General features: G+C 66.9%; 11 protein-coding genes. 7 read left to right on the top strand and 4 right to left on the bottom strand.

The annotated features are described in order from the left end of the window. The first annotated feature begins 34 nt into the window (after nt 1-34). The 7 genes from NJ1_RS05400 (at nt 35) to NJ1_RS05370 (ending at nt 8,625) form a co-directional block, all read left to right on the top strand. On the top strand, nt 35-1,558 hold the full coding sequence (locus tag NJ1_RS05400) for a flavin-containing monooxygenase (protein ID WP_067688152.1): 1,524 nt from the start codon (nt 35-37) through the stop codon (nt 1,556-1,558). A 27-nt stretch (nt 1,559-1,585) separates the two neighbouring features. Beyond that, entirely contained in the window at nt 1,586-2,416 is an 831-nt protein-coding gene (locus NJ1_RS05395) for an SDR family NAD(P)-dependent oxidoreductase (protein WP_067688149.1), read from the top strand. 27 nt (nt 2,417-2,443) lie between these two features. Further along, nucleotides 2,444-3,358, top strand: a complete 915-nt coding sequence (locus NJ1_RS05390; RefSeq protein ID WP_067688146.1) for an alpha/beta hydrolase — start codon at nt 2,444-2,446, stop codon at nt 3,356-3,358. A gap of 123 nt (nt 3,359-3,481) precedes the next feature. Beyond that, the gene (locus tag NJ1_RS05385) at nt 3,482-5,275 is read left to right on the top strand and encodes an AMP-dependent synthetase/ligase (protein ID WP_067688142.1); all 1,794 of its coding nucleotides are present in this window, start codon (nt 3,482-3,484) and stop codon (nt 5,273-5,275) included. Nucleotides 5,276-5,670: 395 nt separating this feature from the next. Continuing rightward, the gene (locus NJ1_RS05380; protein WP_067688139.1) at nt 5,671-6,090 is read left to right on the top strand and encodes a VOC family protein; all 420 of its coding nucleotides are present in this window, start codon (nt 5,671-5,673) and stop codon (nt 6,088-6,090) included. A 79-nt stretch (nt 6,091-6,169) separates the two neighbouring features. After that, on the top strand, nt 6,170-7,825 hold the full coding sequence (locus NJ1_RS05375) for a molybdopterin-dependent oxidoreductase (RefSeq protein WP_067688136.1): 1,656 nt from the start codon (nt 6,170-6,172) through the stop codon (nt 7,823-7,825). Nucleotides 7,826-8,004: 179 nt separating this feature from the next. Next, a complete protein-coding gene (locus NJ1_RS05370; RefSeq protein ID WP_067688133.1) occupies nt 8,005-8,625 on the top strand; it encodes a Uma2 family endonuclease in 621 nt (206 codons plus the stop codon). A gap of 130 nt (nt 8,626-8,755) precedes the next feature. Here NJ1_RS05370 and NJ1_RS05365 read toward each other — a convergent pair whose 3' ends face one another. The 4 genes from NJ1_RS05365 to NJ1_RS05350 all read right to left on the bottom strand — a co-directional run bounded on the left by NJ1_RS05365 (nt 8,756) and on the right by NJ1_RS05350 (nt 16,092). Further along, nucleotides 8,756-10,231: a DHA2 family efflux MFS transporter permease subunit gene (locus NJ1_RS05365; RefSeq protein WP_067688130.1), complete on the bottom strand. Its 1,476-nt coding sequence runs from the start codon at nt 10,229-10,231 to the stop codon at nt 8,756-8,758. Between the two features lie 47 nt (nt 10,232-10,278). Next, entirely contained in the window at nt 10,279-10,971 is a 693-nt protein-coding gene (locus NJ1_RS05360; protein ID WP_245717227.1) for a PadR family transcriptional regulator, read from the bottom strand. Nucleotides 10,972-11,372: 401 nt separating this feature from the next. Beyond that, nucleotides 11,373-12,176, bottom strand: coding sequence for a transglutaminase-like domain-containing protein (locus NJ1_RS05355; protein ID WP_067688124.1), 804 nt, complete (start codon nt 12,174-12,176; stop codon nt 11,373-11,375). A gap of 127 nt (nt 12,177-12,303) precedes the next feature. Beyond that, a complete protein-coding gene (locus NJ1_RS05350) occupies nt 12,304-16,092 on the bottom strand; it encodes a multifunctional oxoglutarate decarboxylase/oxoglutarate dehydrogenase thiamine pyrophosphate-binding subunit/dihydrolipoyllysine-residue succinyltransferase subunit (protein WP_084477788.1) in 3,789 nt (1,262 codons plus the stop codon). Nucleotides 16,093-16,130: the final 38 nt, after the last annotated feature.

The following is a 16,130-nucleotide window of genomic DNA, read 5'->3' as shown; positions in this document are numbered from 1 at the left end:
GACTCCGGCTCAATAAGACCTTACGCTCGGTTTCATGAGTCGCAAGGTTACAGACAAGGCTGTCGGCAACCAGCCGGTCCGGCACTCCCGCATCATCATCGTGGGCAGCGGTTTCTCGGGCTTGGGCCTGGCCATCCGGTTGAGCCAGCAGGGTCGGGACGACTATCTCGTGCTGGAGCGCGGCCACGATGTCGGCGGCACCTGGCGGGACAACACGTACCCGGGCGCGGCCTGCGACGTGCCCTCGCAGCTGTACTCCTACTCCTTCGCGCTCAACCCGGAGTGGTCGCGCTCGTTCTCCAAGCAGCCGGAGATCCAGCGCTACATCCAGGGCGTCGCGGACAAGTACAACGTGCGCGACAAGCACGTCTTCGATTGCGATATGACCGGCGCCCGCTGGAACGCCGAGACCGCGCGGTGGGAGATCCAGAGCAGCCAGGGCGCGTTCACCGCGGACATCCTGATCTCCGCTGTCGGCGCGCTGTGTGAGCCGAATCTGCCGGATATCAAGGGCATCAACGACTTCCAGGGCGAGATCTTCCACTCCGCCCGCTGGGACCACGACTCGGATCTGAGCGGCAAGCGCGTGGCCGTCATCGGCACCGGCGCCTCCGCCATCCAGATCGTCCCGGCCATCGCGAGCAAGGTCGCGCACCTGGACGTCTACCAGCGCACCGCCCCGTGGCTGCTGCCGCGCGCGGACCGCCCCTACCTCGGCGTGGAAAAGCTTGTGTTCAAGCATGTTCCGGGTGTGCAGGCGCTGTCCCGCGCCGCCATCTACGCCGCCCGCGAGACCCAGGTGGTCGGCCTGGCCAAGTTCCCGCCCGCCATGAAGATCCTGGAGACGATCGCCCGCGCCAAGCTGGCTATCGAGGTCCGCGACCCGGCGCTGCGCAAGAAGGTCACCCCGAACTTCCGGATCGGCTGCAAGCGCATGCTGATCTCGAACGAGTACTACCCGGCGATCTCGCGCGACAATGTCGACGTGGTCACCGACGGCATCAAGGAGATCCGCGCCAACTCCGTCGTCACCGCGGACGGCGTCGAGCGCGAGGTGGACGCGATCATCGTGGCGACCGGCTTCCACGTCACCGACTCTCCGGCCTACGAGACCATCTCCGGCCGCGACGGCCGCACTCTCGCAGAGCTTTTCGACGAGATCGGGCAGCAGGGCTACAAGGGCTCGGCCATCCACAACTACCCGAACATGTTCTTCATGCTGGGCCCGAACGTCGGCCTCGGCCACACCTCGATGGTGTACATGATCGAATCGCAGATCAACTACATCGCCGACGCCGTGGCCACCGTGGACCGACTGGGCCTGCGTACCGTGGAAGTCCGCAAGGACGTCCAGGACGAATACAACGTCGAACTGCAGCGCAAGCTCGAAGGCGCCGTGTGGAACACCGGCGGCTGCGCGTCCTGGTATCTCGACAAGCACGGCAACAACACCACACTCTGGCCGGATTTCACCTTCCGTTTCCGCAGTCTGCTCGAGAAGTTCGATGCGTCTGCCTACGAGACGACGTCCGACCAGCCCACCGCCGCAGCCGTTTAGGCTTCGCAGAAACCGAAAGTGGTACCCGTGAGCAACGATGCTTACTTCAAGGACAAGGTCTGTGTGATCACCGGCGCCGGCTCCGGCATCGGTCGCGCCCTGGCGGAGAACCTGGCTCGCCGCGGCGCGAAACTCGCACTCTCCGACATCGATACCGAGGGTCTGGCCGAAACCGTCCGGCGCTGCGAGAAGTACGGCGTCGAGATCAAGTCCGACCGGCTCAACGTGGCCGAGCGTGAGGCCGTGCTGCTCTACGCCGACGAGGTCAAGAAGCATTTCGGCAAGGTCAACCAGATCTACAACAACGCCGGTATCGCGCACCACGGCGACGTGAACTCCACCCCGTTCAAAGACATCGAACGCATCATGGATGTCGATTTCTGGGGAGTCGTCAACGGCACCAAGGCTTTCCTGCCGTACCTGATCGAATCCGGCTCCGGCCACGTGGTCAACATTTCGAGCCTCTTCGGCTTGATCGCGGTCCCCGGCCAGAGTGCCTACAACGCGGCGAAGTTCGCGGTGCGCGGCTTCACCGAGGCGCTGCGCCAGGAAATGCTGATCTCCGGAGACCCGGTCAAGGTGACCTGCGTGCACCCCGGCGGCATCAAGACCGCCGTCGCTCGCAACGCCACCGTCGCGGAGGGCCTGGACCAGAAGAACCTGGCCGTCATGTTCGACAAGCACCTTGCGATGCACACTCCCGAGATGGCCGCGCAGACCATCACCGAGGGCGTGCGCAAGGGTCAGGGCCGCGTCCTGATCGGTTGGGAGGCAAAGGCTCTCGACCTTTTCGTGCGGACCACCGCCTCGTACTATCAGCGCATCTCCGCCGTGGTGCAGAAGCGCATCCTGCCCTAAGCGTCATCCGTTCTTAAGGACCCGGTCATGCCACAGGTGTCACTGCCCCTGCCCGTCGTGCGCGCCGCACTGAATCCGCTGTACCGAGTGATGCTGAATCACCGGCTGCCGTTCACGGTGCAACGCGCGCTCATGGATTGGGGGTCGGTGGCCCAGCGTTCGCCGCGCGGCACCCATATCGAACACATCCGACTGGGTGGCCGCCCGGCCGAGCGCGTGACGCTGGGCCCGGTGTCCGACGCCGCCACCGTGCTGTACCTGCACGGCGGCGGTTACACCGTGGGCTCGCCCCTCACCCACCGTTCGCTGGCCGCGTACCTGGCCGGTGAAACCGGTTGTGCGGTACAGGTTCTGGACTACCGGCTGGCTCCGGAGCATCCGTATCCGGCGGCGCTGGACGACGCCGAGACCGCGTTCCTGGAGCTGGTCGCCTCCGGCTTCGCCCCCGATCGCATCGCGGTGGCCGGTGATTCGGCCGGCGGCGGGCTCTCGCTCGCGCTGGCCGAGCGGCTGCGCGACCGGCACGGCTATGTGCCGGCCGCGCTCGGCCTGATCGCGCCGTGGGTGGATCCGAACGAGGTCCCGGACCGGCATCGCGATCTGGTCATCAACCGTCCCTGGTCCCGTGCGTGCGCCGCGGCCTATCTCGGCGACGGCGACAGCTACGAGACCGGCTACGCGCCGCTGCTGGACGATCTGCACGGTTTGCCGCCCACCTACGTGCAGGCCGACACCGACGAGCTGCTGCACACGCAGTGCACCCGGTTGGTCGCGAAACTCCAGGCAGCGGGCGTGCGCACGGAGTTCACCGAGACCGAGGGCCTCTGGCACGTGTCACAGTTGCAGGCATCGCTGGCGGCCCCGGCCGCCGCTATCACGAAGGAACTCGGCGAGTTCCTTCGGCAGGCTTTGCGACCTGCGCAAACCCGATCCATAGGATAGGGAGCAACCGTCCGCCGAACCGCCCGAGCAGGTGAGGGAAATCCTGTTCGGGCGGTCCGGCGGGAGTTACCTGTGAGCGTGGCGTAAATTACTGGCGAGTAAATCCACTGTGGAAGGGCAGCGATGCGAGAGTTCGAAGTCCCGGCTACCTACACCATCCCGGAAAACGCCAACATGTCGGACAGTGCGTTCCGGCATGCTCAGGAGACCCCTGACCTGGTTGTTTTCAATACTCCGGATGGCAAGGGCGGCTGGAACGACGTCACGGCGAAGGAATTCGCCGCGACCGTCACGGGCGTGGCCAAGGGCCTCGTCGCCTCCGGCATCGAAGCGGGCGACCGCGTTGCCATCATGGCTGCCACCTCCTACGAGTGGGTCGTGCTCGACTTCGCGATCTGGGCGGCCGGCGGCTGCACCGTCGCGATCTTCGACAGCTCCTCCGCCGAGCAGATCCGCTGGATCCTCTCGGACTCGGCCACCAAGCTGATCGTGGTCCAGAACGACAAGCAGCGCGCCACCGTCGGCGAGATCGAAGGCGGCCTCGACGAGCTGCGCGAGATCCTGCGCATCGACGAGGACGCCGTCGCCGCGCTCACCGCGCGTGGTTCGGACCTGGACGACAGCGTCGTGCACGAGCGCCGCGCGCTGGTGAAGGCCGACTCCCCGGCCACCCTCATCTACACCTCGGGCACCACCGGACGCCCCAAGGGCGTCATGCTCTCGCACGCCAACCTGTACGCGGAATCGGCCGCGGACCGCTCCTCGATGAGCGAGTTCCTGCGCCCGGGCCGCAAGTCGCTGCTGTTCCTCCCGCTGGCTCACGTGTTCGCCCGCGCCGTCGCGCTGGCCGCGTTCGATGCCGGCGTCACCGTCGCGCACACCGCCGACTGGTCCAAGCTGGTCGAGGAATTCGGTAAGTACAAGCCGGATTTCATCCTCTCGGTGCCGCGCGTGTTCGAGAAGGTCTTCAACGGCGCGAAGCAGAAGGCGCACGACGGCGGCAAGGGCAAGATCTTCGACTACGCCACCGGCATCGCCGTCGCCTACAGCGAATCGCTGCAGAACGGCGGACCCGGACTGGTCCTCAAGCTGCAGCACGCCGTGTTCGACAAGCTGGTGTTCAGCAAGCTGCGCGAGGCCATGGGCGGGCAGTGCGAGTCCGCGGTCTCCGGCGGCGGCCCCCTGGGCGCGCGCCTGGGCCACTACTTCCGCGGCGCGGGCGTCACCATCTACGAGGGCTACGGTCTGACCGAGTCCACCGCCGCCGTCAGCGTGAACACCCCCAAGCACATCAAGGTCGGTTCGGTCGGCCGCCCGCTGCCGGGCCACGGCGCGAAGGTCGCCGAGGACGGCGAACTGCTGATCCGCGGACCGGTCGTGTTCGGCGGCTACTGGAACAACCCCGAGGCCTCGGCCGACGCGTTCGACGCCGACGGCTGGTTCAAGACCGGTGACCTGGGCGCGATCGACGAGCAGGGCTTCATCTCGATCACCGGCCGCAAGAAGGAAATCCTGGTCACCGCCGGCGGCAAGAACGTCTCCCCGGCGATGCTCGAGGACTCCCTGCGTCAGCACCCGCTGATCAGCCAGGTCATGGTCGTCGGCGACGGTGAGCCGTTCATCGGCGCGCTGATCACCATCGATCAGGAAGCGCTGCCGGGCTGGAAAGAGCGCAACGGCATCGCCGCCGACACCTCGATCGAGTCCCTGATCGAGAACCCGGTACTGGTCGCCGAGATCGACGCGGCGGTCGCGGCCACCAACAAGCTGGTGTCGCACGCCGAGGCGATCAAGAAGATCCGCATCCTGCCGGTCGACTGGACCCAGGAGGGCGGCGAGCTCACCCCGAAGATGTCGCTCAAGCGCAACGTGGTCATGAAGCAGTACGCCGCCGACGTGGCGGCCATCTACGCCTGACGGAGTAGGGGGATTCGGGGACGAGTGCCTCGAAACTCCTTGGTAGGCAACGATATAACGGCGCCGCCGGTGGATTTCCGCCGGTGGCGCCGTTCTGTCGGCGGATCGGTGTCGCTGGATGCCGAGGCTCCGCTGCCGGTGCCCTGTCTCCGGTTCGCCGGGCGTCACCCCCCCGGTGCCTCGTGGACAGCAGCGCGGACCGTCGACACCTGCCCGGAGCGGGTGGCCTCCGGTGAATGAACAGTGTGGTCGCACGGGTGACGGGCCGTGCGTGGCCGAGCGGTGCATATCGGGCGAATCTTGACTGTTTCGATGACTCTGCGAGGTATGCGGAGTCCTAGTCTGTGGGTGGTCCGTCGTCCATCCACAGACAAGTTCCGACAGAGGAGGCAATCATGGCCGCAGTCAATCCGTATCTGCTCTTCAACGGCAATGCCGAAGAGGCGTTCGTGTTCTATCAGTCGGTGCTGGGCGGGGAGCTGATGCTCGTGCGGTTCGGCGAGATGGGGGACAGCGGAGACCTGCCCGACGAGGTGTCGAAGCTGATCGCGCACGCGGCTCTGCCGCTGGGTGAGAGCATTCTGATGGCCTCGGACTGCCCGCCGGATCGCGCCGCCGATCGGCCGGAGAACCCGCCCTTCACGGTCAGTCTGGATCTGGACAGCGCGGATGAGGTGCAGCGGGTGTTCGACGCGCTGTCCGCGGGCGGCCAGGTCTCCATGCCGGTCGGAAAGACCGAGTGGGCAGAGTCGTTCGCCATGCTCACCGACCGGTTCGGTGTGCCGTGGATGGTCGGATACTCCCCGCAGGGGTGAGAACGCCGGTTCCCGCCGTCACCGTTCCGTCATTCTTCGACCGGGTGCACGGACCGATTCCCGCAGTAGGGTCGGATCCGTGACCGGTCGAGGACTTCGTGCAGCGAGTGGCATAGCGGCGGCCGCGGTCGTGCTCGGCGTCGCCGAAATCGTGTCCGTGCCGATCAGCCCGGACAGCACGCCGCTGCAGGCGTTCGGCGCATGGGTGGTCGACCACACGCCGGACGGGTTCCGCGAGTGGGTGATCGGTCTCGTCGGCACCAATGACAAACTGCTGCTGTTCGTTTCGATGGGAATCGTCGCGGCGCTGCTCGCGGCCCTCGCGGGTCTGATCGAGCGCGAGCGACGCCCCCTGGGCTCGGTGCTGTTCGGGGTCTTCGGACTGCTCGCCGTCATCGCCGCCGTGACCCGCCCGCACGCCGCCTGGACGTGGGCTTTCCCCGCCCTGCTGGGTGCCTGGGCGGGAATCGCCCTGCTGCGCAATCTCATTCGGCGGGTGACGGCTCTCGAGGAGGCCGCCCGTGCCGCCGCGACCCCCGCGGACTCCGCCGCGCCGCAGTCCGCCGCGAGCGTCGAGGCCGACCGTCTCGCCGGCATCGAACCGGGCGCCGCGCCGGATCCGAAAGCAGCTGCCGCACAGGCGGAAAGACTCGCCGACGTGGCCGTGGAACGGCGGCAGGTGGTGCGCGGAATAGTGACGGCGGGTGCCGTCGCGGCAGGTGCGGGACTGGTGGGCCGCTGGTTCGGATTGCGTTCACGGGACGTCTCGGGGGAGCGGGCCGAGGTGCAGCTGCCGCCGCCCTCGGGTCCGCCGCTGGCCGTGGAGCCGGGAGCCGACCTCCAGATCCCCGGCCTCAGCGCGTATCTCACCCCCAATGCCGACTTCTATCGGATCGATACCGCGCTGACCGTGCCGCAGGTGAGCCGGGAGAACTGGTCGCTGCGCATCCACGGCATGGTGGATCGCGAAATCCGCTTGAGCTACGCCGATCTGGCGCAGCGGGCCCCGGTGGAGAAGCTGGTCACGCTGACCTGCGTGTCGAATCCGGTGGGCGGGGACCTGATCGGCAACGCGCGCTGGCTGGGCTACCGCCTCGACGAGCTGCTCGCCGAGGCCGGTCCGCATCCGGACGCCGATATGGTGTTGTCCCGCAGCATCGACGGCTTCACCGCGGGCAGTCCGCTGGCCGCCCTCACCGACGGCCGCGATGCCCTGCTCGCGGTCGGGATGAACGGTGAACCCCTGCCCACCGCGCACGGCTATCCGGTGCGCATGGTGGTGCCCGGCCTGTACGGCTACGTCTCGGCCACCAAGTGGGTGACCGACCTGGAAGTCACCAGATTCGATCGCGCACAGGCGTATTGGACCAAGCGCGGATGGTCGGAGCAGGGCCCGATCAAGACCGGCTGCCGTATCGACACCCCGCGCGGGCACAGCACCCTGAAGCCGGGCCGAATCACCGTCGCCGGGGTGGCGTGGGCGCAGCACCGGGGCATCCAGGGCGTGCAGGTGCGCATCGATCAGGGCGAATGGCAGCCCGCCAGGCTGGCGGCCGAGCCCTCCGCGGACACCTGGCGGCAGTGGGTCTTCGACTGGGATGCCTCGGGTTCGGGCATTCATACCGTGTGGGCACGCGCCACCGACGGCGCGGGGGAGACGCAGACCGCCGAACGCGCGGACGTGGTGCCGGACGGTGCGAGCGGATACCCCTCGCTCACCATCCGGATCGACTGAGCCCACCGCCCGGCCCGCACACCACGGGCGGTCGAAACCGCCGACCCACCAGGCAATTCGGTCGATACGTCGTATTTGCCTGGCTTGTGGAGTGGCGAAAATGCCGAACGGCCGTTTTCTCCGCGCTGCCGGTTTAGGATCGGCCCGGCCGTGGACCGCCCGATTCATAGGGAGCGCGCATGACCGGAGTGCTCGAATGGGCGCGGGCGGAAAACCTGCAGCCCGCGCCGATCACCCTCGATATCTGGAAGGAGCTACCCAGCGAGTTCTGCCGTCTGGTCGAGGTGGTGAACGGCGACGTCGTCCGACTCGAAGCCTCGCCCAACCCGCAGCGCAATGCCGCCCGCCGCATCGGCGCCATGATCGAGAACGGCGCCGAGACGCACATGAGCCGCTACAACGACGGCTGGCTGTACGTCGGCGTCGATCAGGACGTGGTGCTGTGGGAGCACCCGCGACTCACCGTGCGCCGACCGGATATCGCGCTGTTCGCCTGTGCCCCCGACGATGTTGGGCCGCTCTCCGCGGCGCGGGTGAAGATCGCCATCGAAGTGGTGTCCCCGGTGACCGAGCGCGTGGACACCACCGACAAGCAGGCGGAGTACGCGCAGGCCGGAATCCCTTGGTACTGGCTGGTTTACATGGATCGGGACCGGGTCAGCTACATCCAGACCCATGTTCTGGTGCTCGGCCACTACCGTCCGCTGCGCCGGCTCCTGCCCGTCACCGGAGAAACCCTGGTGGACATGCCGATCGAGATCCGCGTCGATTGGACCCAGCTGTTCGGGCTGATCATCTAGGAGGGCCGCTCGGCGAACGCGCGGTCGCGGCGATGACGTCGAGCGGCTGACGACAGGGCCTCGGCAATGACACTGCCCGCCCGGATGATCCGGACGGGCAGCATCGTATTCGATTGCGGTGCAGGCCGAGTCAGCCCGCGACGTCCGCCTTGACCAGCGCGTCGGGCTTGCCGCCCGCCGGAGCGGGACGCCCGACGAAGAACGCCGAGGCCACCACGCCGATCAGCAGGATGGCGGCGGGCAGGTACATCGACTGGCTCAGCGCGGTGCTCATCTTGTCCGCGACCGCCGCGGGCATCTTGCCCATGCCCGCGCCACCCTCACCGATGGGCCCGCTGGGCAGGTGCTGCGCCGAGATCCGCGCCGCCAGCAATGCGCTGACACCGGCGGAACCCAGCACCGAGCCGACCTGGCGGGTGGTGTTGTAGATGCCCGCGCCCGCACCGGCCAACTGCACGGGGAGGTTATGGGTGGCCAGGCTGGCCAGCGGCGCCCAGATGCAGGCGTTGGCGATACCGGCGACCCCGCCGATGATCAGGTACACCAGGATCGAGGAATCGGGCTCCATCAGGATCGCGAAGCCGAACACGCTCGCCGAGAACGCCGCGAATCCGACGGTCGGAATCACCCAGGGCGTCACCTTGTCCGAGATCTTGCCGATGATCGGTGCGAACACGCCGGTCAGGATGGCCATCGGGGCCAGCACCAGCGCGGATTTGGTCGGCGACATGTCGCGGACCTGCTGCAGGTAGAAGTAGAACGGCACGAAGGTGGCCGTGACCGCCGCACCCATGGCAGCGATGGCCAGGTTGGAGAGCGCGAAATTGCGGTCCTTGAACAGGCTCAGCGGCACCAGCGGTTCACCGGTGTTGCGCGACTGGTTGACGATGAACAGCCCCATCACCACGATGCCCGCGGCGATCATGGCCCAGATCCAGCCGTCCCAATCGTGGGCATTGCCCTCCTGGATGCCGAACACCAGCAGGAACAGCCCGACCGCGCTGAGCGCGACGCCGACCCAGTCGAACTTGTGCTCGCGGGTGTCCAGCGCGGGCACCAGCCACACGGCCAGCGCGAAGGCGATGATGCCGATCGGCACGTTCACGTAGAAGATCCACTGCCAGCCCTGCCAGTCGACCAGCACGCCGCCCAGAATCGGGCCGACCAGGGTCGCGAGACCGGCGACGCCGCCCCACAGGCCCATGGCCGCACCGCGCTTGTCCGGCGGGAAGGTCCTGGTGATGACGGCCATGGTCTGCGGGGTCATGAGCGCCGCGCCCAGGCCCTGCACGGCGCGGGCCGCGATCAGCATGTCGACGCTGGTGGACTTGGCACACCACAGCGAGGCGAGGGTGAACACGGCCAGGCCGATGAGGTAGATGTTCTTGGGGCCGAAGCGATCCCCGAGCCGGCCGGTGACGAGCAGCGGTACCGCGTACGCGAGCAGGTACGCGCTGGTCACCCAGATGACCTTGGTGATGTCGGCGTTCAGATCCTCCATGATCGCCGGGTTGGCCACCGCGACGATGGTCATGTCCAGCAGGATCATGAAGAATCCGACGACGAGCGCGTATAGCGCCAGCCACGGATTGCGTTGAGTGGACATGAGATTCGGTTCCTATCTGTGGAAAAACTGACGGGGCGGCCGGGCGTTCATCGCTCGCCGCTCTGGCGGACCGCGTTCAGGTCCGCGTCGCTGAGGCCGGCGCCCCAGTCGTGGCCCAGGGCGACCTCGGGGGCGGCGCAGCGTTCGCCGGTCTCCGGGTCGTAGGGCTCCCATTCGAGTTCGCCGCTCTCGAGATCGGCGATGATGCCGCGCAGCCAGGTCGCCTCGGTGACGGCCTGTGCCTGCAGGTACTCGACCACCATCCAGAAGCGCCGCGGCACCTGCCGCTTGGCGGCGAATTCCTGCAACGCCAGGTACTCGGCGTTGTTGCCGTCCAGCCAGGTCACGCGCTCACGCAGGAGAACGATCACCTCGTCCACCGGCAAATTGTGCGCCTCGGCCATGGCGACCGGAAATGTCGGGTACTCCTTCACGGGTTTGCGAAGGATTTCCGCGATGCGGTGACGGAGAGCTTCGCGGCCCGCCGCCCGGATCCGGTAGGTGGTCCGTTCCGGCCGGTTACCGGCCCGATCGGTGCCCTCCGCGAGCACCAGTTGCTGCTCGGCCAGGCGTGCCACGGTGTGATAGAGCGAGCCGGGCTTGATCTTGACCAACTCGTCCTCGTGCCGGTTCATCAGCAACTGATACATCTCGTACGGATGCATGGGGCTTTCTTCCAGCAGCGCCAGTACCGCGATCGCCAATGGCGTCAACGCCGGCACCGCCTGCTTCCTGACCACGGCATCCTCCATCTCGTCCGGCGACCCATCGACGCTACGCCCGCTCGCCGACATCCTCCGCACCAAATATTCCACGTGGAATATACGACCCGGGCCAGTCGGCGGGCAACCCCCTGACGCGGGACTGTGACGCCGCTCACCGAGGAGGTCGCCGGTGCATTGCCGGGGCGGTGAAATGTGTTGCCGGGCGGGACTTCCCGGGTCTCACGCACCGTTCATCCGCTGTTCGCTCGCGGGTGGTCGAGTCCGCGCTGATCGGCGGGAGAGTGACTCATGAGTACACGGCATGCGAAATCGATTGCCGCGGTGCTTGTCTCGATGTGCGCTGTCGGCGGGATGCTATCGGACCTGTGGCGAACTCGGCGCTGACGTCCTGGTCTCGGCGGGGCCGGTGCGGGACTTCAGCCGATCGACGTGGGACGGGTGATGTCGTCGTGTGGGAGCGGGCCTTGGATGAAGGCGTTGACCCATAGTCCGGTCATGGTGATGTCGCCGCCGTGGTTGACGAGGAAGGCCAGGTCGGAGGCGTCTCGGCCGGTGGCTATGCGGACGAGACTGGAGCGGGGGGCCAGGCGGGTGGGGTCGAAGACCTGCCAGGTGGAATCGACGCAGGCTTCGACCACCGAGTGGAAATCCATGGGGACGCAACCGGGTGCGTAGACCGCGACCACTCGGGCGGGGACCGCTACGGCGCGCAGCAGGGCGACCATCAGGTGGGAGAAGTCGCGGCAGACCCCGGCGCTGGAGAGCAGGGTTTCGACCGCTCCGTCGATCGGGGCGCTGCTGCCGGGGAGGTACGAGATCCTCCGGCCGACCCAGGCCGAGACCCGGGCGGGAAGCTCCGGATCCGATGGCTTGTAACCGAACTCGGTGGCCGCGAAGCCGAACAGCTTGTCCGACTCCGCATATCGGCTGGGCCGCACGTACACGACTCGATCGTGATCGGAGACCGGCTCCGGCCGCGCCGCCCCCAGCACCGTCGCGCTGTACCGAACCTGCAGATATCCGGCGGGACAATCCAATACGTGAATCCGGTTCCCGTGCGGCCCGATCACCTCGCGCGCCGCGATACCGCGCCCGTCGAGCTGGAAATCGATCCGCTCATCCAGCTCGACCCGGTCCTGCCGAGCGACGGCGATCTGAAACTCCAACACCGACGTGGCATGAACCCGCACATCGAGATTCGCGGAAACCTCCCGTTTCACCCCACCATCTTCCCAGCTCGCGATGAATTGCGACGGCTATCGGGATGCCGGTTGTCCGCGACCGCGGAAACGCCGTAGGGCCGGTCCTCGGGAGAGGACCGGCCCTACGGGGTCTGGCGGGTGGGGATCAGGCGGTCGGGGCGAAGGCCTCGGTGATGATCTCCTGCTGCTCCACCGCGTGCACCTTGGACGAACCCGAGGACGGGGCCGACATGGCGCGGCGGGAGATGCGGCGCAGCTTGCCGAAGCGAGCCGGGAGGATCTCGGGAAGGTTCAGGCCGAAGAACGGCCAGGCGCCCTGGTTGGCGGGCTCTTCCTGGACCCACACCAGATCGCTGGCGTTGGCGTATCCCTCGAGCGCCTCGTTGAGGCGGAACTTCGGGATCGGGTACAGCTGCTCGGTGCGCACGATGGCGACATCCTCGCGGTTGTTCTTCTGCTTCTCCGCGACGAGCTCGTAGTAGATCTTGCCGGAGGTCAGCAGGACCCGCTTGACCTTCGAACGGTCACCGACGCCGGACTCGTAGGTCGGTTCCTCGAGCACGGTGCGGAACTTGTTGTCGGTGAAGTCCTCGACGTCCGAGACCACAGCCTTGTTGCGCAGCATGGACTTCGGGGTGAAGACCACCAGCGGGCGGCGGATGCCGTCCAGAGCGTGCCGGCGCAGCAGGTGGAAGTAGTTCGACGGGGTGGAGGGAACCGCCACCGTCATCGAACCCTCGGCACACAGCTGCAGGAAGCGCTCGATACGGCCGGAGGTGTGGTCCGGACCCTGGCCCTCGTGACCGTGCGGCAGCAGCAGCACGACCTCGGACAGCTGGCCCCACTTGGCCTCACCGGAGGAGATGAACTCGTCGATGATGGTCTGCGCGCCGTTGACGAAGTCACCGAACTGCGCCTCCCACAACACGAGTGCGTCCGTGTTGCCGAGCGAGTAGCCGTACTCGAAGCCGACCGCCGCGTACTCCGACAGCGCCGAATCGTGCACCGCGAACCAGCCGGGGTTCTTCGAGCCGATGTTGTGCAGCGGCGTGTACTCGCCACCGGTCTTGCGGTCGATGATCACCGAGTGCCGCTGGGTGAAGGTGCCGCGACGCGAATCCTGACCGGTCAGGCGCACCGCGCGACCCTCGTCGATCAGGGTGCCGAAGGCGAGCAGCTCGGCGAACGCCCAGTCGATCTTGCCCTCGTACGACATCTCCTTGCGGCGCTCGAGCACCGGCTTGACGCGCGGGTGCACGCTGAAGCCGTCGGGCACGTTCACGAACGCGTCACCGATGCGCTGCAGCACCGTCTTGTCCACGGCGGTCACGACCGACGCGGGCATCTGCTGCTCGTCCTCGACCGACTCGGACGGCTCCGGAACGTACTTCTCCAGTTCGCGGACCTCGTTGAACACGCGCTCCAGCTGACCCTGGTAGTCACGCAGCGCGTCCTCGGCCTCCTTCATGGAGATGTCGCCACGGCCGATCAGGCTCTCGGTGTACGCCTTTCGCACCGAACGCTTGGTGTCGATCACGTCGTACATGTTCGGCTGCGTCATCGACGGGTCGTCGCCCTCGTTGTGGCCGCGACGGCGGTAGCAGATCATGTCGATGACGACGTCCTTGCGGAACTTCTGCCGGTAGTCGACCGCGAACTTCGCGACCCACACGCAGGCTTCCGGATCGTCGCCGTTCACGTGGAACACCGGCGCACCGATGAACTTCGCGATATCGGTGGAGTATTCGGTGGAACGCGAGAACTCCGGCGCGGTGGTGAAGCCGATCTGGTTGTTCACCACGATGTGCACGGTGCCACCGGTGCGGTAGCCGCGCAGACCCGAGAGGTTCAGCGTCTCGGCCACCACACCCTGACCCGCGAACGCCGCGTCACCGTGGAGCATCAGCGGCACCACGGAGAAGCTGCGATCCTCTTCACCCTTGGTGACGATGTCTTCCTTGGTGAGCAGATCCTGCTTCGCGCGCACCAGACCCTCGAGCACCGGGTCGACCGCTTCCAGATGCGACGGGTTGGCGGTCAGCGACACCTGAATGTCGTTGTCGCCGAACATCTGGATGTAGGTGCCCTGCGCGCCCAGGTGGTACTTCACGTCGCCCGAGCCGTGCGTGGCGGCCGGGTTCATATTGCCTTCGAACTCGGTGAAGATCTTCGAGTACGGCTTGCCGACGATATTGGCCAGCACGTTCAGGCGGCCACGGTGCGGCATGCCGATGACGACCTCGTCCAGCGCGTACTCGGCGCACTGATCGATGACGGCGTCCATCATCGGGATGACGGCTTCGGCGCCCTCGAGGGAGAAGCGCTTCTGGCCGACATACTTGGTGGCCAAGAAGGTTTCGAACGCCTCGGCCGCGTTCAGCCGGGACAGAATGTACTTCTGTTCCGCGACAGTCGGTTTGGCGTGCTTCTGCTCGACGCGGTCCTGAATCCACTGCAGCTGTTCGGGATCGAGGATGTGGGTGTACTCCACACCCACGTGCCGCGAGTACGCGTCACGCAGGATGGACAGCACGTCGCGCAGCTTCATGCGCTCCTGGCCGTGGAAGCCCGCGACATTGAATTCGCGATCCAGATCCCACAGGGTCAGGCCGTGCTGGGTGACATCCAGGTCCGGATGCGAGCGGAACTTGTCCTTCACCAACCGCAGCGGATCGGTGTCGGCCATCAGGTGACCGCGGTTGCGGTACGCGTTGATCATCTCCTGGACCCGGGTCGACTTGTCGATCCCGCGTTCCTTGATGTCCTTGCGCCAGCGCACCGGCTCGTACGGCACACCCATGCCGTGGAAGATCTCGTCGTAGAACTCGTCCGAGATCAGCAGGTTGTGGATGGTCCGCAGGAAGTCGCCGGACTCCGCACCCTGAATGATTCGGTGGTCGTAGGTCGAGGTCAGCGTCATCAGCTTGCCGATGCCGATATCGGCGAGCTGCTCGTCGGCCATGCCCTGGAACTCGGCCGGGTACTCCATCGCGCCGGCGCCGATGATCGCGCCCTGCCCCTGCATCAGGCGCGGCACCGAGTGGTTGGTGCCGATGGTGCCGGGGTTGGTCAGCGAAATGGTGACACCGGAGAAATCGTCGGCGCCCAGCTTGCCGTCGCGGGCGCGGCGGACGATGTCCTCGTACGCGCCGTGGAACTGCGCGAACGTCATGTCCTCGGTGTTCTTGATGGCCGCGACCACCAGCGAACGATTGCCGTCCTTGCCCGGAAGGTCGATGGCCAGACCGAGATTGGTGTGGGCCGGGGTCACCGAATTCGGCTTCCCGTCGACCTCGGCGAAGTGCCGGTTCATGTTCGGGAACGGCTTGATCGCCTGCACGATGGCGTAACCCAGCAGGTGGGTGAAGGAGATCTTGCCACCGCGGGTACGGGCCAGGTGGTTGTTGATGACCAGCCGGTTGTCGATCATCAGCTTCGCCGGGATGGCGCGAACGCTGGTGGCGGTCGGGATGGTCAGCGACGCCGACATGTTCTTGACGACGGCCGCGGCCGGACCGCGCAGGATCCGGGTCTCATCCGACGCGGTCGGCTTCGGGCCACCCGAGGTGGGGGCGGCGTTCGAAGCGGGAGCGGGGGTGGTCTGCGGGGTGCGCGCCTGAGCCGGGGCCTTCGCCGGAGCCGGTGCCGGGGCGGGCGCGGCGGCGACAGGTGCGGGCTTGGGTGCGGCCGGAGCCTTGGGAGCCGAGGCCGGTGCGGCGGCGGGCGCGGGAACCGCGCCGGCCGAGGCGGAGGCGGCGGCGGTCTGGTTGTTGCCGTCGCCGGTGTTCTCCGGCGTGTAGTCGGCGAGGAACTCGTGCCAGCTCTCATCGACCGACGACGGGTCTTGCTTGTACTTTTGGTACATCTCGTCGACGAGCCACTGGTTCTGTCCGAACTGGGATGTTGAGCTGCTCACAGCAGGTGTTCGCCTCATTTCGTTCTTCGCGCTGCGACGTTTGTGACGTGCCCGGC

The sequence above is a fragment of the Nocardia jejuensis NBRC 103114 genome, assembly GCF_001613145.1.
Taxonomy (GTDB): domain Bacteria; phylum Actinomycetota; class Actinomycetes; order Mycobacteriales; family Mycobacteriaceae; genus Nocardia; species Nocardia jejuensis.
This window is presented reverse-complemented; position numbering and strand designations above follow the sequence as displayed.

What these genes read in the sequence shown, in the direction of transcription:
- NJ1_RS05370 (WP_067688133.1), top strand. Translation starts at nt 8,005, where the DNA reads ATGACCGGAGTGCTCGAATGGGCGCGGGCGGAAAACCTGCAGCCCGCG.
- NJ1_RS05400 (WP_067688152.1), top strand. Translation starts at nt 35, where the DNA reads ATGAGTCGCAAGGTTACAGACAAGGCTGTCGGCAACCAGCCGGTCCGG.
- NJ1_RS05385 (WP_067688142.1), top strand. Translation starts at nt 3,482, where the DNA reads ATGCGAGAGTTCGAAGTCCCGGCTACCTACACCATCCCGGAAAACGCC.
- NJ1_RS05380 (WP_067688139.1), top strand. Translation starts at nt 5,671, where the DNA reads ATGGCCGCAGTCAATCCGTATCTGCTCTTCAACGGCAATGCCGAAGAG.
- NJ1_RS05365 (WP_067688130.1), bottom strand. Translation starts at nt 10,231, where the DNA reads ATGTCCACTCAACGCAATCCGTGGCTGGCGCTATACGCGCTCGTCGTC.
- NJ1_RS05350 (WP_084477788.1), bottom strand. Translation starts at nt 16,092, where the DNA reads ATGAGGCGAACACCTGCTGTGAGCAGCTCAACATCCCAGTTCGGACAG.
- NJ1_RS05390 (WP_067688146.1), top strand. Translation starts at nt 2,444, where the DNA reads ATGCCACAGGTGTCACTGCCCCTGCCCGTCGTGCGCGCCGCACTGAAT.